The following is a 20,208-nucleotide window of genomic DNA, read 5'->3' on the forward strand; positions in this document are numbered from 1 at the left end:
CAATATTTTGTTGCATGAAGGCCGGTCGCGGGCAAAACCGCGCGCGCAGCTATGGGGCGAGTTCAACCTTGGCATGACGCTTGCGCCTGCTATCGTGGCCAAGTGCTGCTGCAAACGCACCGGGATTTTATGCAACCGACCTCGATCGTATTGGTGGAAGACGACGGACCGCTGCGGACCCTCACGGCGCGCGCGCTGCGCGAAAACGGCTACAACGTGCGAACGGCGGCCACCGGCGCGGAAATGTGGGTGGCGCTGGAAAGTGAACCGGCCGACTTGGTCGTGCTCGACATCATGCTGCCGGGCACCAGCGGGATCGAACTGTTCCGGCGGCTGCGGCGGCAAAGCGATGTGCCGATCATCTTCGTTTCGGCCCGTGGCAGCGAGGAAGACCGCGTGCTGGGCCTTGAATTGGGCGCGGACGATTACCTGCCCAAGCCTTTCAGCACGCGCGAACTGGTGGCCCGCATCGGCGCCGTGCTGCGGCGCGGTTCCAGCACCGTCACCGATACGGCGGGCGATACCGGCGCGCGCAGCGGCGATATCCGCTTCGATGGCTGGACCGTTTCCATGGCGCGGCGCGAACTGCACTCGCCATCGGGCGCCATGGTCGATCTGACGGGGGCGGAGTTCGATCTTCTCGCCACCTTCATCAGTCAGCCGCAGCGCGTGCTGGGCCGTGAACGCCTGATCGAACTGTCGCGCACCCGGCTGGGGGACAGTTCGGACCGCAGCGTCGACGTGCTCGTTAGCCGACTGCGGCGCAAGCTTGCCGCTGCTGGCGGCAGCGCGCCCATCGTCACCGTGCGCGGCGTGGGCTACATGTTCAAGGCGGAAGTCCAGCGCGCCTGATGCTTGCTCGCCGCTTCGGTCTGCCTGAGCGGCTGCTTGCCATCCTGTTGCTGGTGGCCGGGGTGGATTTTGCCGCAAACACGCTGCTGTTCGACCGGGCCAGCCACTTCGCCGTGCGCGAGGACGACGCGTCGCGCATTGCCGAAAACCTCATCCTTGCCAGCCGTGCGCTGGAACAGACGCCCGCCACAGACCGCGAACGCATTGCCAGGACGCTGAGCACCAGGCGCTTCTCGTTCGAGTGGCAGGCCCAGGGGTCGCGCGCCGCAGGATCGGTGCCGCTCGCCACCATGCGCCAGCAGATCGTCGCGGCTTCGCCTGATCTTGCCCGTGCCGATCTGCAATTGCAGCTTCGCCCCATTGGCGGGGGCGGGGCCATCACTGGCTCCATGCTGCTGCCCGATCGCAGCGTGCTCCAGTTCCAGACTTATGCCAGCAATGCCTGGACGCTCAATCTCGGGCGGATTGCCACGCTGCTCCTGCCCACGCTGGTGCTGGCGTTTCTGGCTTGGGTGATGTTCCGCGCAACGCTGGCGCCCCTGCGGATGCTGGTGGCGGCAACGCGCAATGTCGGTTCAGGTCCGCCCCAGCCGCTAGAGCCGCGCGGCGCCTCGGAGGTGCGCGAACTGATTACCGCCTTCAACGAGATGCAGCAGCGCATCCACGAATCGATGACGAATCGCACGCAGTCGATGCTGGCGATCGGCCACGATCTGCGCACGCCGCTGTCGCGCTTGCAGCTCAGGCTGGAAAATCTCGCGGTCGACGAGGAAACGCGCCGCGAAATGGCGGTCGATCTGGGCGAAATGCGCCACATGCTCGAATCGCTTCAGGCCTTCGTCGACAGTGGCGGAACCCGCCTTGCCCCAGAGCGGGTCGATCTTGCCGTCATGGCGCAGACGCTGGTCGATACGGCCGCTGACGATGGCGGGGATGCAAGCTTTCATGGGCTGGAAAGCCTTGTCATTCTGGCGCGCCCGGTGTCGCTGCGCCGGGCGCTGGCCAACCTCATCGAGAACGCGATCCATTATGCCGGCAATGTGCGCGTAACCGTGCGCCGCGACGCGGACAAAGCCGAAGTGGTGGTCGAGGACGATGGCCCCGGAATCCCGGAAGATCGCATGAACGACGTGCTCCAGCCCTTTGTCCGGCTCGATACGGCACGGTCGCGCGATACGCCCGGCATGGGGCTTGGTCTTGCCATCGTGCGGCGCGCGGTGCAGCTTGATCACGGCACGCTGCATCTGCGAAACAAGCCGACAGGCGGCCTTGTAATCACGCTGCAATTTCCGCTCGCACCTGCGTAATTTGGCGAGGAAACACTTCGTTACAGAAATGTCGGAATGAAGAAAGAGCGCATACATACTTTATAACGCAAGCCGCCACCGATCCCGGTCAGGCGGCCTTGTGAAAAGGTATGGTGCCGTGAACGAACTCATCGGCCGCGTCTTCAGCTTCGAGAAGACCGTTTTCCCCGACAGCCGCGAACTTTTCGGCAAGCTTGCCACCGAGGGGCAGGCCCCCAAGGCGCTGATGATCTCGTGCGCGGATTCGCGCATCGTGCCCGAACAGATCATGCAGGCTGGACCGGGCGAACTGTTCGTATGCCGCAATGCAGGCAACATGGTTCCGCCCTTTGCCACGATGAACGGCGGCGTGTCCTCCACGGTCGAATATGCGGTGGTCGCGCTTGGCGTGCGCGACATCATCGTGTGCGGCCATTCCGATTGCGGCGCGATGAAGGCTCTGTCCGCGCCCGAATTGCCGGAAGGGATGCCCAGCGTGGTTGCCTGGCTGCGCCATGGCGCTGCGGCAGAACACATCGTTTCAAGCTGCTCGCCCAACCTGCACGGCGATGCCCGCGTGCGCGCTGTCAGCCTCCAGAACGTCATTGCCCAGATCGCCCATCTGCGCACCCACCCATCGGTGGCGGCGGCCATCGCGCGCGGCGAAATGGCGCTGCACGGCTGGTTTGTCGATATCTCTGCGGGCGTCGTGCTCGGCCTTGATGGCGAGACCGGCGAGTTCACCCCCCTGCGCGAGGACCAGCCGCTGCCCGTTGCCCTTCCGGCCCGCGCGCGCCAGATCATTGATACCTTTCAGGCCGAGGCCGCAGAATGACCGGCGCGGCGGAGACGGCTGACGCAGGCGGCTTTTCCCGCTTCTTCGCCAGAGACTTCACGGCTTCCATCGTGGTCTTTCTGGTGGCAATGCCGCTGTGCATGGGCATTGCCATTGCGTCGGGCGTTCCGCCGGAGAAGGGGCTGGTCACAGGCATTATCGGCGGCATCGTCGTTGGCCTGCTGGCAGGCTCGCCGCTTCAGGTCAGCGGTCCGGCCGCCGGTCTGGCGGTGATCGTCTTCGAATTCGTGCGCGATAATGGCCTTTCGGCGCTGGGCCCGGTGCTGGTGCTTGCGGGTGCGCTGCAACTGCTTGCCGGCGCTGCGCGTCTGGGCGGTGCATTCAGGGCCATTTCGCCCGCCGTGGTGCATGGCATGCTGGCCGGGATCGGTGCGCTCATCGTGATCGGCCAGTTCCATATCCTGTTCGATGCCAAGCCGCTGTCGAACGGGATCGACAATCTCGCCATGATGCCCGCGCGCGTTCTGGGGCTGACCCCTTTCGATCTGCGCTCGACCGAACTGGCGCTTATGCTGGGGCTGTTGACGATCGGCACGATGATGGCGTGGGAAAAGCTGAAGCCCGCAAGGCTGGGGCTTCTTCCGGGCGCGTTGCTGGGGGTTCTTGCCGCCACTTTCGTGGCATGGGCTTTCAGCCTTGATGTGGCGCGCATCTCGGTGCCGGATTCGATTGCGGCGGCCTTCGCGCTTCCCGCAGGAGGTTATCTTGAAACCCTGACGCAAGGCTCGATGATTGTCTCGGCCATTGCCATCGCCTTCATTGCCAGCGCCGAAACGCTCCTTTCCGCAGCTGCGGTTGACCGGATGCATGATGGTGTGCGCACCGATTACAACAAGGAACTGCGCGCGCAGGGCGTGGGCAATCTGCTTTGCGGCGTCTTCAATGCCCTGCCGATGACCGGCGTGATCGTGCGCAGTTCGGCCAATGTGCAGGCAGGCGCCAGGACTCGTCTGTCAACCGTCCTGCACGGGGCATGGATCCTCGGCTTCGTGGCGCTGCTGCCGTTCATCCTTCGCGAAGTGCCGATGGCAGCGCTTGGCGGCGTGCTGGTCGTGACCGGGTGGAAGCTTGTCAGTCTCAAGCATGTGCGCCACCTGTTCAAGGTCCATGGCTATTTGCCTGCGCTCATCTGGACGGCCACGTTCGTCCTCGTGGTGACTACTGATCTCCTCACCGGGGTGATTGCTGGCCTTGTCCTCTCGGCCTTCGAGATCGTGCCCAACCTGCGCAACCTTAAGTTGCAGGTTGCCGAACGGGTGGTGGGCGATACGGTAAAGCTGGAGCTTCAGGGTGCGGCCACGTTCGTGGGCCTGTCCAAGCTGCTCGGCGTGCTGGAACAGTTGCCGCCGCGCAAGCCCGTCCATGTCGATCTGGATGGCGTTCACGCCATGGATCATACCACCGCGGAAATGCTCACCGAATGGCTCTCGCGGCGGCGGCTGCGCGGGGATGACGTGAAGATCACGGGGCCTGCACCGATACTCAAATCGCTTGCGCTGGTGGCCTGATAGCAGCGCCTCTCCCGGCGCTTGCCCGCAATCCGGTAGGGTCGGCTCGCCCAATGAGCCGGCCCATTTCTGTGCCGGATTTCCGGTCAATGTCCCGAATGTCTGGCCGGTGTCTGATGTGTAAGATCAAATTATTAAAAATAAACGATTTTTTGCAGTTGCGAAATGATCGGGACCTAGTCCTGCGTTAACCAGAAGGCTCTGGTGCCATCGTCCTCGCAACGAAGGGAAGAGCCGCCAGACGCAGGTGGAACGTGAAACCCAGATTCAGGGAGCGTTCCATATGAATACCCGTTCGATCCTTACCGTTCTGCCCGCTGCGCTGTGCGTTCTGTCGTCGCCTGCGCTCGCCGCGGAAGAGGCTGCCTCCGAAGAGGCCATTGTCTCCGAGGCCGCCAGAGACAGCGAATCCGTATCCTTTTCTGCCAGCAATATCGCGTCGGGTTACAGCGTTTCGCCTGTGACTGCCGAAAGCATTGCAAGGCAGGGCCGCTACGCGCTTGCGCAGGATGGGGCCGGCGGCGCCGCCGGTGGTCGCGAGGCGAGCTATACCGTAGCGCTCAACCAGGACAGCTTCTTCGGGTTCAACCCGTCGTTCAACGGCCTGATCCCCGTCAACGAGACGATGGATTTCAGCTTCTACGGCATTTTCTGGACCAAGCCTGCTTTCGGTCTCGGTCAGGGCAATACCGGTGATGACCTGTGGACCGAGTTCGGTGTCGGCGTGAACTTCAACCTCATGGATGGCAAGCTCAAGGTGAAGCCGCAGCTTGGCATCACCAACGGCTCGCTGCTTTCGGGCGGACAGATTGCCGGCGGCAACACCCAGGGCGCGCGCTTCCTCGATGGCATCGTGCCGAGCCTGACCATCAACTACAGCGACGACACCTTCGAGGCGGAATACTATGGTGGGTATTATGCCGCGCTGCGCCAGCGCAACGGCAATGCCGCGCTCGACTTTGCGCACACCTGGCTGAACTTCGGCTACAAGGCCACCAGCAACGTGTCCTTCGGCCCGCACTACGAACTGCTCTACAACACCCGCAATACCTATCCGGGCGGCAATACCGCCAAGACCTATGAATGGCTGGGCGGCTATGTCCAGTTCTCGCTGCCCAAGGGCCTTTTCGCGCGCTTCACCGGGGGTGGCTCGATCGGTTCGGGCGATACCGGCGACTTCTACAAGATGAGCGTCGGCATGAGCTTTTGAGGCTTGAGCTCCCTGAGTGACGGAAGGGGTCTCCGGAAACCTTCCGTCACGGTCGGGAAGAAATATCTTGCAGTGCAGCAATTGTCTGCTATCTCTGGGGCTCTGCTACGACAGCGCCCCACGAGAGGTTCTGCGCAGCAGACGCAGGTGGAACGCGATAACCTATACAGGGAGCGTTCCAGATGAAGATCCGTCTTGCTGCAGCACTGGCTGCCACCACCGTTGCCGCTGCCGCAACCCCCGCTTTCGCGCAGGATGCCGAATCCGGCCCCATCACCGTTTCGGGCAGCGCAGCTCTCGTTTCCGATTACCGGTTCCGCGGCGTTTCGATGACTGACAAGGAAATGGCCGTTCAGGCAGGCGTCACTGTGGCGCATGAAAGCGGTTTCTATGTCGGCACCTGGGGTTCCAACCTTGCCGGTTGGGGAACCTTCGCCGGTTCGAACATGGAACTCGACATCTACGGCGGCTACAAGAAGGAAATCAGCGGCGTCACCGTCGATGTCGGCCTGACCTGGTATATGTATCCGGGCGGTCTCGACAACACCGACTTTGCCGAGCCCTACGTCAAGATTTCGGGTGCAGCCGGTCCGGCCAACCTGCTCCTTGGCGTCGCCTATGCGCCCAAGCAGGAAGCGCTTGGCCAGTGGTACAATAACGGCGCTGCGGCCGTGAACGGCGTTTACAACAACCCCGGCGCCAAGGCCGACAACGTCTATATCTGGACCGACGCCTCGACGACCATCCCCGACACCAACCTCACCCTCAAGGGCCACCTCGGCTACACCAAGGGCGGCAACCGGGGTCTTGGCCCTCAGGGCACCTCGATCTCGCCCACCGGCGAATACGTGGACTGGCTTCTCGGTGCGGATTACGCGCTGGGCAACGTGACGCTCGGCGTCGCCTATGTCGACACCAACCTCAGCCCGTCGAAGTATAACTATCTCACCCCGAACTTCTCCTCGACGAAGGACGGCTCGAACATCGCCGGTTCGCGCGTTGTGGTCTCGGCCACGGTCGCATTCTGATCGTGCCATGATCTGCTGAAGGGCCGGGAAACCGGCTCCGGGCAGGCCCCCGCGTCAACACGGCGCGGGGGCCTTGTCTTATGAGAAGCCTCATATGAACTCCTGTACGAACGCAGCGGCGCCGCGTCCCGCGGCCTTCTTGCCCCACATAGGATGTTGACGGCGCCGAGCCTCTCTTCCAGTCTGCCGCCCGATCAATCGAAAGGGGCGCACTTGTCTTCCGTTACCACGTCTTTCCGGGCCGCGCTGGCGGCATCGGCTGCCTTTGCCATCGTTCCCGTCCTTGCCGGCGCAGCGCTGGCCAACCCGATCGAACAGACCAAGGGCGGCTTCGAGGACAAGTTCCGCCAGCTTGAAGGCGAGGAATGGCCCACGCCCACCGACTATCGCAATGCGTCGGGCGCACCCGGCCATCGCTACTGGCAGCAGAAGGTGGACTATGACGTTAAGGCGCGGCTTGACGAGGGCAAGCGCACCGTCAGCGGCACCCAGATGGTGACATACCGCAACAATTCGCCCGACAGCCTGCCTTACCTCTGGCTCCTGCTCGACCAGAACGACTACAAGCGCAACTCCATCGCGGAGCTGACCAATACCGTCGGCGGCGACAAGATCAGTCTTGATGAAGTGCGCCGCGCCAAGCGGATGCAGGAATGGGAAGGCGGCTTCACCATCACAGCGGTGCGCGATGCGGCAGGAAAGCCGCTGCCGTTCACCGTGGTCGACAGCCTGCTGCGCATCGATCTGGCGCAGGCCGTTGCGGCGGGTGGCGGCGAGACGACCTTCAGCATCGAGTGGTCCTTCCCCATGGCCGAGGCCAACGTGGTGGGCGGGCGTTCGGGCTATGAATGCTTCACCCAGCCCGGCGAGGACGGCAACTGCATCTTCGAAGGCGCGCAGTGGTTTCCGCGCCTTGCCGTCTATTCCGACTACGAAGGCTGGCACAACAAGGCTTTCCTCGGTTCGGGCGAGTTCACGCTGGAGTTCGGTGACTACAAGGTGGCGCTGACGGTTCCGGCAGATCATGTCGTGTCGGCAACCGGCGTCCTTCAGAATGCCGATGCCGTGCTCAGCCCGGTGCAGCGCCAGCGGCTGGAACAGGCCAGGACCGCCAAGTCTCCTGTCTATGTCGTCACGCCCGAAGAGGCGCTGGCGGCCGAACGCGGCAAGGCTGCGGGGGAAAAGACCTGGATCTTCGCAGCGCAGAACGTGCGCGATTTCGGCTGGGCGTCCTCGCGCAAGTTTGCATGGGATGCGCTGGGCGTGCGGCAGAACTATGCCGAACAGCCGCTCGTCATGGCGATGAGCTTCTTTCCCAAGGAAGCGCGGCCTTTGTGGGATGCCTATTCGACCAAGGCCATCGCCCACACGATCGATGTCTATGGCCGCTTTGCCTTCCCCTATCCCTATCCGGTGGCGCAATCGGTCAACGGGCCGGTGGGCGGCATGGAATATCCGATGATCACCTTCAACGGCCCGCGCCCGGTGAAGGACAAGAAGACCGGCAACCTCACCTATACCGAGCGCGCCAAGTATGGCCTGATAGGCGTTGTGATCCACGAGATCGGGCACAACTGGTTCCCGATGATCGTCAATTCGGATGAACGGCAGTGGACGTGGATGGACGAGGGACTGAACACCTTCCTCCAGTTCCAGGCCGAAAAGCTGTGGGACAAGGATTTCCCATCGCGGCGCGGCGAGCCCAAGGACATTGCCGAATACATGCTGTCGCAAAATCAGGTGCCGCTGATGACGCAGTCGGACTCGGTGCTCCAGTTCGGCGCGAACGGCTATGGCAAGCCCGCCACCGCGCTCACCATCCTGCGCGAAACGGTGCTGGGGCGTGACCTGTTCGACCGCGCATTCCGCGAATATGCCGAGCGCTGGCGCTTCAAGCACCCCACGCCCTATGACTTCTTCCGCACGATGGAGGAAAGCAGCGGAGTGGACCTCGACTGGTTCTGGCGCGGGTGGTTCTACTCGACCGACCATGTCGACATCGCACTGGACAAGGTCGTGCAGGCAACGCTGGAACCGGCCGATGCCGTGGCCGCCGCCGCCCGCCGCAAGAAGGAGCGCGATGCCGAACCGAAATCGCTCACGGTCACGCGCAATGCCGAAAAGACCGTGACCGAACGCGATCCGGCCACGCGCGACTTCTACGACCAGATCGATCCGCTCGATGCCACCGCCGCCGACAAGCGCAAGGCCGCCGATGCGCTCAAGGATCTCACTGCCGAGGAAAAGGCCGCCCGGCTCGTGACCGACAACTTCTACCGCTTCACCTTCTCGAACCGGGGCGGGCTGGTGATGCCGGTGATCCTCAAGATGGATTTTGCCGACGGGTCGAGCGAGACGAAACGCATTCCCGCCGAAATCTGGCGCTACAACAGCCGCAAGGTCACGTGGCAGCATGTCACGCCCAAGACCCTGGTGCGCGCCGAGATTGACCCGATGTGGGAAACGGCCGACGCGGACCGTTCGAACAACATCTACGCCGGCCGGATCGAACCGCTGACGCTGGGGATCGACAAGCGCGAGGATGCAAAGAACCGCATGAAGGATTCGGACCGCAAGGTGCTGCCCGGTTCGCTCCAGACCTACGATGCGCCCGCGGGCAAGTAGCATGGCGGCAATGCTGCGCTTCGCGGCTGCCTTCGCCGTCATGGCCGCCGCTGCGTCCGCACAGGCCCATCGCGGTCACGATGCGATGAGCGTCGTCACCATCGAGCCGGGCGGTCATCTTGTCGTGTCGCACCGGTTCGAGGCGCACGATCTCGAACCGGCGCTGGCCGCTATCGCGCCCGCCGCGCAGACCAGCCTCGATGATCCTGATGCGATCGAGGCCCTGAAAGGCTATCTGCAAGCCCGCTTCACGATCCGCGTCGGCGCAACGCCGGTGCCGCTTGCCTTCCGCAGCATCGACGTGGGCGTGCAGCAGGTTCGGGTCGATTATGAAGGCACACTGAGAGGCACGCCGAAGACGCTCAGTCTCCAGTCCACGATCCTGCGTGATGTCTATGCGAAACAGGTCAATCAGGTCGTCGTCCGGCGCGGCCAGACCGTGCGCACGCTGCGCCTTGCCGGAAGCGAGGCGCAGATCGTTTCATTCTAGGCACCAACACTAGACCCAGCCGATTTCAAATCGGCAGCTATCGGCACCAGCGGCGCAGCAATCGCGATGCGTCATGCGCAGGTGCCGCGAGACGAGGACGGTGAAGAGGCGGTTGAACACCGCGCAGTGCCACGGACAGCCTGGCAGGGCGAGGGGGTTATGCGCAATTTCCAGCACCAACTTCCGACCACCGGGAAAACTGGCCGAGAACATGCCTGATCCGGCAAAGGTCCAAGCATTGCGGGCGATGGCTCGCACCAGCAGGCGTGCGGCTAGGCCCGGTGGGAGCAGGCGCAGCAACACTTGCGCGAAAGCGGGTATGCGGTTGGCGAGCAGGTAGTCAGCTGTGCGGGTGCCCGCCTCGGCGCACAAATTTGGGCCGGTGCCCGGCGCGGCGCGCAGCAGGGCGTGGTGCAGGGCTGCTACCTCGGTCTCGTCGATCATGCATTGCGGTGGCCGGTCAAGATAGCGCGCAATCCCCGCGGCGGTGAATGCTGCAATCATGGTGCTGGCAGAAATGCGTTCACGCAGCACATCAGTCAATTGTAGCACGGCATTAGGGCCGACTTTCGCCATGGCTGGCGTTGTCATTGTGCGCTGTCGGCCAGTTGCTCGCCGCCGCCCCCGCAGGCTTTGACAATGGCCACCTGTGCCTTTCGGCTGCGGTCGGCGGCAGCAACCCAGTCCTCGTTCATGTCCACTGCCTGCGCCGGAGCCAGACGGCGCATTTCGTCAAAGCCGAAGTTCACCTTCCCGCGCGACTGTGGCCCCCAGTAGTTGACGCGGCCCAGATCATAGAAGGTTCGCTTGAATCCGGCCTTGAGAAACGCCTTGAGGCAGCCGAGAAGGTATTTGCGCCTGTATCCGGTTCCCTGCCAGGGATAGGAGAAGAGCGCCTTGCGCATATAGAAGCGCCGATAATTGTTCATCACCCTGTCCAGCAGTTCGCCACGCTCCATCGCGGCAGGTTTGATGATCGGGGTGACGAAATTGTATTTGTCGAAATCGTAGATCTCCACCTTGTCGCCCAGTTCGCGGAACAGGTTGGAGAAGGGCCAGGGCGTGTACATCGACCAGTTGGCCAGATCGGGCTCCCAGTCCTGCGCCATGCGGTAGGTTTCCTCAAGCGTCTCTGCCGTCTCGTTCTCCAGCCCGACGATGAACTGCGCTTCCACCAGAATGTCGGCCTCCCGCAGCAGGCGGATGGCCTTCCTGTTCTGCTCGACCGTGGTCTCCTTGTTGAACAGGTCAAGCTTGAGCTGGGCCGCCGCTTCGGTGCCAAGCGAGACATGGACAAGGCCGGCCTTGCGGTAAAAGGGCAGCAGTTCCTCGTCGCGCAGGATGTCGGTCACGCGGGTGTTGATGCCCCACTGGATCTTTTCCGGCAGACCGCGCGCGATCAGTTCCTCGCAAAAGGCGATGAACTTCTTCCGGTTGATGGTCGGTTCTTCGTCGGCAAGGATGAAAAATCCCACGTCATGATCGTATACCAGCGTCTCGATCTCGTCGATCACCGCTTTGGGATCGCGTATGCGGTAATCGCGCCAGAACTTCCACTGCGAGCAAAACGAGCATGTGAAGGGGCAGCCGCGCGCCATGTTGGGTATCGCCACGCGTTTGCCCAGCGGGATGTAGATATACTTGGCCCAGTCAAGAATACCCCAGTCCGGGCGAATGGCGTCCAGATCCCTGATGGTGGGTGCAGCCCGTGTGGCGATGATCTCTCCACCATCGAGAAAGGCAAGGCCATCGATCGCATGCCGCGCCAGCGGCCAGCGGCCTTCATCAATGGCCCGCACCAGATTGACAAGGATATCCTCGCCTTCGCCGCGCACGATGGCATCGATCCACGGTGCTTCGGTCAGAACCTGGCGGAACATGAAAGTGGCATGCACCCCGCCGAGGACAGTCACGATCGCGGGCGAAATATCTTTGGCCATGCGCAGAACCTCCTGCGCCTTGTAGATCGCAGGCGTAATCGCCGTGGTTCCGACGATATCGGGGCGCAAATCGGCAATGCGCTCGCGCAAGTCCTCATCGGATATGTGATCGGTCATTGCATCGATGAAGTGCAGGTCATTGTGGCCCGCCCTGCGCAATGCTCCGGCAAGATAGGCTGCCCATGCCGGAGGCCAGTTGCCTGCGATTTCCGCACCGCCGGAGTGATAATTCGGATGAATCAGCAGGATGCGCATGGGTTGCCCTTCTTGGTTTGACACATCATGTGTCCACCGATCTGGACAGTCGAACATTGATCCAGCGCAATGGCCGACCGCTAGATATGCCGGGGCATAGAGGCGTAAGCAGATGGAGTCAGGCAAGTTTCAATGATCGCAGATGCAGGTTTTTCGCCCTGTGATTACAGTCATTGCCTGGCCGATTGACTCACCCTAAGCTTGTCATTGACTTGGCGCAGAGCTTTCCTTGGAAAGTCGAAGCCGCGTCACTATTTCTTTCAAGGGGCAACCAGATGGCAAGCAAGGGTTCCGGTTGGTCCGATTTTGCTGCACCATCGCTGAAGCTCCTGTCCGAGCCGGCGGCGTCCTATCGTCCTTCACCTCTGTTGCCTGCACCGCCCCCGCAATCTTCGTCCCCGCAATCATCGTCCCCGCAATCATCGTCTGGGCCAGTCCCCCAATCGGCGCCAGCCTCGCTTTCTACTCCGCCTCAGGTTTCCTTTTTGCCGCTCGCGCCGGTGCAGATGTGCCCGCTCAGGCAGGGCAGCGCGGGAGGGGTGGCTGCGCCTGTGCGCACCGATCACACCAAGCCCTGTGATGTTGAATCGCTGACCCTGGCGCTCTCGCCACCGTCTCCCACCGTCTGGCCGCAGTTCATGGGGCTGGGCTGGCTGGGCAAACTGCTGAAGGAACAGAACAAGCCGGTCATGGAGCCGGTCATCCTTGCACCGCTCAGCGGCGGGCCAACCCGTCCAGGCCCGGCCTGCGGTCCTCTTGCCATGCGGTATATCCGGATCGAGGTGGTCGCTGCCCCACCGCCCAGCAGTGGCAATGCACAGGGCAAGGGGGCCAGGATCGACATTTCGGCCCGGCCCGGACCTGGCTACTGCGGCAGCAGTGGGCATGCCCTGCTCGAAATCAGTCCGCGGCCGGTGGAACTGGTCAAGGGGCCGGTTATCGGTGCGTCCGATCCTGAAGGTATTCTCCGGCGCGAAGGCTTCGCTACCGGGCAGTTCATGTTCTACGCTGAACGGCTTGTGTCGGACGATGCCTTTGGCGGTTATGCAGCACCGTTCCAGATTGCGTGGGCTTTGTGGCAGCGCCGCGATCTGGGCAAAGCCTATCGCGTCTCGCTTGGCACTTGCGGCAATCGCAATGCGCCAAGGGCTGTCGGTTCGATCTCGGCTGATGTCGTGGTCTATCCCGAAGCCCTGCTGACGCTTGAGGTCGCGATCCCTGCCAAAGCGCAGCCATCGACCTTCTTCGAAAAGTCGGGAACGGCATCGGTGGCGTGGAACCGGCAGACCGGCACCGACGGCAGCGTCTTTTCCTCCCGGTCGGTGCAGACCGGCAGCACCTCGATCAATCGCACGCCGCTGGCTGGGCGCGATGCCAATGGCATCAGCCAAACCGGACGGACAAGCCAGACCAGCAGAACAACCGGAAACCTCGTCACCTCTGATGGTGGCCGCACCACCTTCACCCAGACCTCTACGGTCAAGGGCAAAGAGGCCAACCTCCGGCTGGAGGACGGATCGTCCGGCAGTTTCGCACGGACCGAAACCAGCAACCGTTTCGAGGCAAGCGGCGCCAAAGGGGGCACCCTGTCGGACAGCAGCGTGACCACTGGCGAATACCTCACACCGGGGCAGGCACCGCCGGGCTTTGCCGAGCAACTTGGCCTTTCGCTCAAATACAATGGCGTGACGATCGGCGGCGACATGAAGACCTGGCGTGAGCGTATCCTCATCGCCAAGGTTCTGCTGGAAGACCTGCCGCGGATGGCCAGCTTCCTCAATTCCAAGGTGCAGGTCGGCTGGGCACTGAAGGGCACGATCAGCGGCCCCAGCGGCACGGTGAAGCTGGTCTGGGGACTGAAGTCCTCGACCAAGCGAATGCGGGTGGAGCGCTATTGCGGGATACTCGCCAGCGCCGCGATAGTATCCGCCTCGGTTGAGCTGAGCTTCGGCTTCAAGCTGGCTTTCGGCGAGGCAATGAACCACCTGGGCAAGAAGACCTCCGCCGAACTGTTCGATGCGCGGGTTCTCGGATCACTGACCGGCACGGTTTCGCTCGCTGGCGAATACGAGGAGCTGGAGAACGTGGATCGTTATGGCAAGGTCCAGCTTCTCGGCGATGTCACGGTAAAGCTTCAGGCCAAACTGCATGCCCTGAAGGCAATCTATGTCGATGCCAGCGTCACCGGGGGGCTGCTGGTGACCGGAGGCTATGCAGCCAGTCTGGAGAAGAACCCAACGCTGGGCGTTACCGCCGGTTTCAAGAGCCTCGTCGCAACGGCCACCGTTGCCGCCATGGGGCACGAGTTCTGGTCAGCCGGCCCGAAAGTGCTCATCCCCCAGACCGAACCGTTTTTCGAAATGGACTTTCTCAAGGCATGATCGCGCGGAGGCACTTGCCATGTATGTCCTGAAGCTCGAATCGCGCGGTGTTGCCTGCGAGGTTTCGGTCAACGACGTGCCGCTGGCCAGCGTCACAGGGTCTGCGGCCAGCAACCGGCTCGCCTTTGCGGCTCCGTGGATCACCGAACCGACGGGCATCATGTCCGCGCGCATCCTGCCGCCGCCGATCCCGCCCGAACGCCCGGTTGAACGGAGCGCCGACGCGGTGCTGATCGCACTTCCTCCCGGCGCGCCTGCTGGTGAGCCCGAAGGCGAGGTGATTGCCGAAATCCGCTGGTCAGCCCCTCCGGGCGACGAGACCGAAGTGCCGCCTCTCCAGCGTGAAGCACGCTTTTCGGCCCGGCCTGCACCACCGATGCGCTGGCAGCGCTCGCGGCTTTCGGCGGGCACTCCGGCCGATGCGGAAGCGCTTTTTGCGTGGATCGTCGGACTTCAGGCGGCGGTCGAGCGCGGGGATGTTGCGCATTTCATGAGGGCATCGGAACCGGGGCTGCGCGATCTGGCCGAAGCCATGGGGCTGGACCCGCAGGAGCAGATCGAGGAACTCACCGAGCTGCTTACGCTCAACTTCCCTGTGACCGGGCTGAAACCACTCGTGCCCGATGATCTGGTCTATCGTCCGGTTGCAGGCGGACGGTTGCTTGCCGTGACGCGCAAGAACGGCGATCCGGTCATCGCCACGGTGCCAGATGCGGCGCGGCCCTACCGCTACAGCCTTCGCGCCGGCATGATCGATGGCCAGTGGTGGGCGTTTTGACGCTGGATATATCCCCGGCGGTCATGGCCGCGTTCGAGCGCGACATGGCCGAGCGCGCCGCAGTCGAGTTTTCCGCGCTGATCCGCACCGCGCATCCCGGCATCGTCAGCGTCATGCCGGATGCCGAACTGCTTGCCCGCACCCGCGCGGGCGTGGAGCTGTGCTGCCGTCACGCCATTGCCTCGCGCCGCGACATCCTGATCCTGTGTCTGGTCCATGTTCTCTATGGAACCGATCCGGTAAGCCAGCCCGGTCTATCGTGGATCGGATCAATATTGGCCGAAGGCACACCCGCCGATAGCACAGAGCCTGATACCAGAGCCTATCGTATCCACTGCCGCCTGTCCGAAAGCTAATCCGACCAGAACATCCAGAGTGAGGCGGCGGCCATGATGGCCGTTGCCATCCAGCCAAGCACCAGAACGCTGCGGCCTGCGGCAAACTGGCCCATCACGGATTTGCGGGCGGCGATCATCAGGATTGCGATCATCAGGGGCACGGCGACCACGCCGTTGATCACCGCGCTCCAGAACAGGGCCTTCATCGGGTTGATGGGCGAGAACTGGATCACGATGCCCAGCGCCATGCTGATGAAGATCACACCATAAAAGCCGCGTGCTTCGTTGACTGAACGTTCAAGGCCCCACTGCCAGCCCATCGCTTCGGCAAGGCCATAGGCGGCAGAGCCTGCCAGTGTCGGCACGCCTATCAGGCCAACCCCCAGAATGCCGAGCGCAAAGAGCAGGAACGCCATATCCCCGGCCAGAGGGCGCAGGGCATCGGCGGCCTCGGCGGCGGTCTGGATGTCGGTCACGCCCGATGCGTGCAGCGTGACGCCGCAGGCAAGGATGATGAACCATGCGGTCACGTTCGAATAGAACATGCCGCTCCAGGTGTCCCACGCTATCCGGCGCAGCTCAGCCGGTGCGGCTGCCGGTTCGTCGAGCAGCGGCCGTGCCCCGGCCACGTGCTGCATGTCTTCCACTTCTTCCGATGCCTGCCAGAAGAACAGATAGGGGCTGATCGTCGTGCCGAAGATCGCCACGATCATGGCCGCCGCCTGCGCATCGAAGGTCAGCCGGGGCAGGAAGGTGCGCACCAGAACCTCGCCCCACGGGACATGGACAGCAAAGAGCACCGCCGCATAAGCCAGCAGGGAAAGGGTCAACCACTTCAGGATCTTGACATAGCGATGATAGGGTATCGCGATCAGCAGGCCCGCCATCAGGATGACGAATACGACCGTCATGACATGGCGCGGCGCACCGGTCACGAGTTCGGCCACTTCGCCCATTGCCGCCACGTCGGCCGCGATGTTGAGCGTGTTGGCAATCAGCAGCAGCCCCACCACCACGGCCACAACGGGGACCGGGAACACCGCTTTCATGTTGGCCGCAATGCCGCGTCCGGTCACGCGGCCGATGCGCGCGCAGACAAGCTGGATGGCCGCCATGAACGGATAGCACAGCGGCATCGTCCACAGCATGTTCAGTCCGAACTGCGCTCCGGCCTGCGAATAGGTGGCGATACCGCTGGGATCGTCGTCGGCAACGCCGGTAATCAGGCCCGGCCCCACGCGCAGATGGGGCCCACGCGCGAACCGCGCCAGCCTGCGTGGCGCCGGTGCTACCGATTGGCTCGGCGCGATTGCTTCAGGATCGGTCACGCCAGCTCAGCTTTGACAGGGATTGAGGAAGCCGGCGCGCCGGACGATGCCGGGCATTCGCCTTGGGCTGGGACCACACCAAAGAAATACGCGTGGTGGAGGCGGAGGGAGAGTGTCTGAGTCAAGCCTCAATCAGAGAAAATCAGGGCCTTCTGCCAGGAACCCCTGTCGATTGACCCCTTAGGTGGCACAGCAACGACGACCGTGCAAGCCTTGGGGGCACGTCAATCCGAGTTCTCTCTACTCACGCAAATCGCAAAGCTTCAAGCCCATGACGCCGTCTCCGCCACCATTACGTCCTGCATCGCCTTGGCGCCCGGCAGCCGCATTTTCACCGCGCTGCGGCGCGCCGACATAGCGGTTCGACGGAACAAGGCAGTCAGCCTTAGGATCATAGCGCGCCCTCGTTGGCAGGGCCTCTACAGGATCGCTTGGCAGCATTGCCCGCAGGAGTTCCAAGGCACCCGCGTAGGCGGGGTGGCGGCATCTGCCTGATGAGTATGGCAAGTGGAACAGTGTGTTCCGGCGCTATCGACGATGGGTCACGACCGGCGTGTTCGATGCCATGCTGGAGACGCTGGCCGAACTGGCGGGGCGCGACACGGCCGCCGACATGATCGACAGCACGGTGGTCCGGGCACATCATTGTGCCGTCGGCATAAAAAGGGGACTCAGCAAACCGAGGCGCTTGGCCGATCGCGCGGTGGCTTCACCACCAAGCTCCACGCAAGGTGCGATGCCAGACGCGTTGCAACCCGATACGACAAAACCAAGGAATCCTAGCTCGGCTTCGTCGCTCTCGCCTCAGTCAAACTCTGGCTACCCTTTGTCCACGAAACCTAACTCCCAGCTTCCCATAGAGGGGATACGAAGGGTTCTTGTCGTTTTCGCAACGCTGCTTTGCGTTGTAGAACGCATCGTGAGCCTTTTTCCCCATGGGGGTCTTCAGCACCGCAGACACGGCAGATTTCTGGGTATTTCCCATTGTAATTGTCCTTGTAGATGTATTGTAGGTAGCAGGCCGCTGGCATTCTCACTGCGAACCGGCGGCAGCTTCGATCAACTCGGGCACCCGCACGGGGAGTTTCAGACTGGCGATGACTTCGTGCAGGTCTTCAAAGGACAGGCCGAACCCGTAATCCCCACCCGACGAATGATCCTGGTGGCCGATGATCTGGTCGATGATGTACTTCGGGACCTTGTTCGTCCGCAGATAGTCCTCTGCACTGTGCCGGAACGAGTGAAACACGAGCGCCGGGTCATCCAAGCCGATCTTGTCGAGGAAGCGCCCAAACCATTTCGAGAACACGGTCGAGGGCTGGCCATCCATGCCGAACTTGATCCTGTGGAACACCCGCTTGGGCGATCCGGCCATTTTGCGCTGCCGCTTCACGAAGTCGGCGAACCACAACGCCATGATGTCGGGGTGCAGAGGGATTTTGCGAACCCCTGCATCCGACTTCACATGCTTGTATCCGTCTTCACCGTGCTTCGCGTCCGACTCCTCGTTGATCGAAATATAGGGGACCGGGCCATCGAGCACGCAATCGGTGAAGTGAAGCTGGATCAGTTCACCGTCGATGAACTGATTGAAGAGTATTGCCGCCACAAGAAGGTCGAATGGACCGAAAAGACTTTGGCAACTCACCGGCCCAAGCTGAAACTGCTGTCCGATTTCATTGGCGGTGACAGGCGGGCCGACCGGCTCGCACCTTACACCCCGACGGACCCCTTGTTTGTCGGAGATCGTCGGGACCGTGAGAAGAGCATCGGCCTCACCAAGCCGGAAAAGATAGAGTTGCTCGGCTTCGATCATCGCTCGAACTACGCCCTCCACAATGGCCTTGAGCTTCTCATCGCTGGCATCGTCCAGATCGATCTTCTGTCTGGCTGCCATCTGTTTTGCGGCGGCGATGGTGTCGGCTTCGAACGCCCCGGCTGAAAGCTGGTGCTTCAACGTGCGGAGGTGGTCTTTCGCCATGGACTCTTGGTCGAGCACTTCGAAATCAGGCTCTGACGTAACGGGTTCAAAACCCCGGTCCCGATCCTTCTCAAGTTCGGCAAAGCAGTCCCGGATCAGATTGCGAATATCGTTCTTCGACAGATTGTTGGCATTACGCATCATCGCGAATGTGTCCTTCAGTTGCGAGCCGGTTCTGGCTGCAAGCTGACGAGCTTCGTGAAAGCGCATAGGGCCAAGGGACCGGCGAACTTCACGTACGCCCACCAGATTGACCAGATCGCCCGGAATGCGAACGCGGACGTAGAATGCCAATCCGCGACGCATCAGGAACGGCGCAGCCCAAGCAGTCATGGCTTCGGCTCCGCCAACCGGCTCAAGGTTAGTGGGTGATCGTTTCGCTTTTTCTGATGCGCTACGCTGGAGCGCCCTGCTTCCCTGTGACTTCTTGTCGGGGGTCGCACGGTTTGCCGGAATGGCCCATTATAGATGCCGTTCCCATCACCCTTTGGGAGATCAAACCCGGTCGGGTGTATCACCAACGGCCCCAATAAGGGCCATCGGAGACAGACAGGATTTCGAGATACTAGGGTTTCCCAAGCATTGCAAGGGTGGTGGCGGTGGGAGCGGAGCCGGATTCCGACCTTCTCTGGAGCGTAACCTATTGATTATTATATTACGACTGTGAGTTCGAATCCCATTTGAGACCGGTGAAACATCGTTCGCGGATTAAACGTAGATCAAGGCCACTCATGCGGCCTACTTGTCTATCGGTACAACACTTTGCTCTCGTGATTTACGTAGAACCAGATGCCTATCGTACTGATCAGTGCGTTGACCCCACGCCGTTCATCATCTGTGACACTAACCCATTCAGCCTGTGGGCCGCATCATCTAAAGGAATCGTGACACGCACTTTGTTCGGCGGAATTCTTAACACGCCTTCAGCAGTGATCGACGGGTCGCCACGATCGAGCCTCGGCGAAAGCTGGCGCAAATCGGCAAAGGGCGTCCCGCCGATCACCGGAGTGATCGCTGCATCGAGCCGCATCATAAAAAGGCGATCTACCGAAAGGGCTATGTCGAGCCATTCATCGCCATACTTTCGTGCACCATGTGCCAATCCGTTCCGGACAGGTTTAGCATAGTCGTTCCAGAGCTCCCAAAGCTCTTCCAGGTCCTGGCCGGCTTTGAGGGTGTCGGCCCAATTGCGCGCGTAAAGGCGGTCAAAATAGACGATGAAAGTGCCTTGCCCGTGCTTCTTCCCGTACGTGATTGTGAGGTGGTCCCGCCTTCTTGGACAGTTTGGCGGCTGAGTTAAGCTAATCCCGGTTGTCGTTCATGCCGCCTGTTTGATCATCAGATCATGGGGG

16 protein-coding genes are annotated in these 20,208 nt (G+C 62.0%); 11 read left to right on the forward strand and 5 right to left on the reverse strand.

The features are described from left to right. Positions 1-129: 129 nt before the first annotated feature. The 8 genes from DKM43_RS11070 to DKM43_RS11105 all read left to right on the forward strand — a co-directional run bounded on the left by DKM43_RS11070 (position 130) and on the right by DKM43_RS11105 (position 9,855). Entirely contained in the window at positions 130-852 is a 723-nt protein-coding gene (locus tag DKM43_RS11070) for a response regulator transcription factor (protein WP_109798598.1), read from the forward strand. Then, positions 852-2,159 carry an ATP-binding protein gene (locus tag DKM43_RS11075; protein ID WP_201739851.1) on the forward strand — a complete coding sequence of 436 codons (1,308 nt, stop codon included), beginning with the start codon at positions 852-854 and terminating at the stop codon, positions 2,157-2,159. Before DKM43_RS11070 ends, DKM43_RS11075 begins: the two co-directional genes overlap by 1 nt. Positions 2,160-2,277: 118 nt before the next feature. Beyond that, positions 2,278-2,973 carry a carbonic anhydrase gene (locus DKM43_RS11080; protein WP_109798572.1) on the forward strand — a complete coding sequence of 232 codons (696 nt, stop codon included), beginning with the start codon at positions 2,278-2,280 and terminating at the stop codon, positions 2,971-2,973. Continuing rightward, positions 2,970-4,502: a SulP family inorganic anion transporter gene (locus DKM43_RS11085; protein WP_109798573.1), complete on the forward strand. Its 1,533-nt coding sequence runs from the start codon at positions 2,970-2,972 to the stop codon at positions 4,500-4,502. Before DKM43_RS11080 ends, DKM43_RS11085 begins: the two co-directional genes overlap by 4 nt. 283 nt (positions 4,503-4,785) lie before the next feature. Further along, a complete protein-coding gene (locus DKM43_RS11090; RefSeq protein ID WP_109798574.1) occupies positions 4,786-5,712 on the forward strand; it encodes a DUF6733 family protein in 927 nt (308 codons plus the stop codon). A 182-nt stretch (positions 5,713-5,894) separates the two neighbouring features. Further along, positions 5,895-6,740, forward strand: coding sequence for a TorF family putative porin (locus DKM43_RS11095; protein ID WP_109798575.1), 846 nt, complete (start codon positions 5,895-5,897; stop codon positions 6,738-6,740). A gap of 153 nt (positions 6,741-6,893) precedes the next feature. Further along, positions 6,894-9,365 (forward strand): M1 family metallopeptidase, encoded by a 2,472-nt coding sequence (locus DKM43_RS11100; RefSeq protein ID WP_109798576.1) that lies wholly within the window; start codon positions 6,894-6,896, stop codon positions 9,363-9,365. A 1-nt stretch (position 9,366) separates the two neighbouring features. Then, positions 9,367-9,855, forward strand: a complete 489-nt coding sequence (locus DKM43_RS11105) for a DUF6702 family protein (RefSeq protein WP_109798577.1) — start codon at positions 9,367-9,369, stop codon at positions 9,853-9,855. A gap of 9 nt (positions 9,856-9,864) precedes the next feature. Here the strand turns inward: DKM43_RS11105 and bchJ are convergent, their stop codons facing one another. Both bchJ and bchE read right to left on the reverse strand, forming a co-directional pair. Beyond that, a complete protein-coding gene (bchJ, locus tag DKM43_RS11110) occupies positions 9,865-10,431 on the reverse strand; it encodes a bacteriochlorophyll 4-vinyl reductase (protein WP_161554076.1) in 567 nt (188 codons plus the stop codon). An 11-nt stretch (positions 10,432-10,442) separates the two neighbouring features. Beyond that, the gene (bchE, locus tag DKM43_RS11115) at positions 10,443-12,050 is read right to left on the reverse strand and encodes a magnesium-protoporphyrin IX monomethyl ester anaerobic oxidative cyclase (protein WP_109798579.1); all 1,608 of its coding nucleotides are present in this window, start codon (positions 12,048-12,050) and stop codon (positions 10,443-10,445) included. A 539-nt stretch (positions 12,051-12,589) separates the two neighbouring features. Here bchE and DKM43_RS11120 point away from each other — a divergent pair. From DKM43_RS11120 to DKM43_RS11130, 3 genes are read left to right on the forward strand one after another with little or no spacing between them, the layout of a single operon-like run. Next, positions 12,590-14,431 carry a hypothetical protein gene (locus DKM43_RS11120; RefSeq protein WP_145960504.1) on the forward strand — a complete coding sequence of 614 codons (1,842 nt, stop codon included), beginning with the start codon at positions 12,590-12,592 and terminating at the stop codon, positions 14,429-14,431. A gap of 19 nt (positions 14,432-14,450) precedes the next feature. After that, a complete protein-coding gene (locus DKM43_RS11125) occupies positions 14,451-15,209 on the forward strand; it encodes a hypothetical protein (RefSeq protein WP_109798581.1) in 759 nt (252 codons plus the stop codon). Between the two features lie 23 nt (positions 15,210-15,232). Further along, on the forward strand, positions 15,233-15,565 hold the full coding sequence (locus DKM43_RS11130; protein WP_109798582.1) for a hypothetical protein: 333 nt from the start codon (positions 15,233-15,235) through the stop codon (positions 15,563-15,565). On the opposite strand, the gene DKM43_RS11135 is transcribed toward DKM43_RS11130, so the two are convergent. The 3 genes from DKM43_RS11135 to DKM43_RS11155 all read right to left on the reverse strand — a co-directional run bounded on the left by DKM43_RS11135 (position 15,562) and on the right by DKM43_RS11155 (position 19,889). Continuing rightward, positions 15,562-16,875 carry an NRAMP family divalent metal transporter gene (locus DKM43_RS11135; protein WP_236632529.1) on the reverse strand — a complete coding sequence of 438 codons (1,314 nt, stop codon included), beginning with the start codon at positions 16,873-16,875 and terminating at the stop codon, positions 15,562-15,564. The two genes, DKM43_RS11130 and DKM43_RS11135, sit on opposite strands and share 4 nt — an antisense overlap. A 1,033-nt stretch (positions 16,876-17,908) precedes the next feature. Next, a complete protein-coding gene (locus DKM43_RS11150) occupies positions 17,909-19,189 on the reverse strand; it encodes a DUF6538 domain-containing protein (RefSeq protein ID WP_109798584.1) in 1,281 nt (426 codons plus the stop codon). 472 nt (positions 19,190-19,661) lie between these two features. Then, positions 19,662-19,889, reverse strand: a complete 228-nt coding sequence (locus tag DKM43_RS11155; protein ID WP_109798585.1) for a hypothetical protein — start codon at positions 19,887-19,889, stop codon at positions 19,662-19,664. Positions 19,890-20,208: the final 319 nt, after the last annotated feature.

It is taken from the genome of Novosphingobium meiothermophilum, from assembly GCF_003171715.1.
Lineage (GTDB): Bacteria > Pseudomonadota > Alphaproteobacteria > Sphingomonadales > Sphingomonadaceae > Novosphingobium > Novosphingobium meiothermophilum.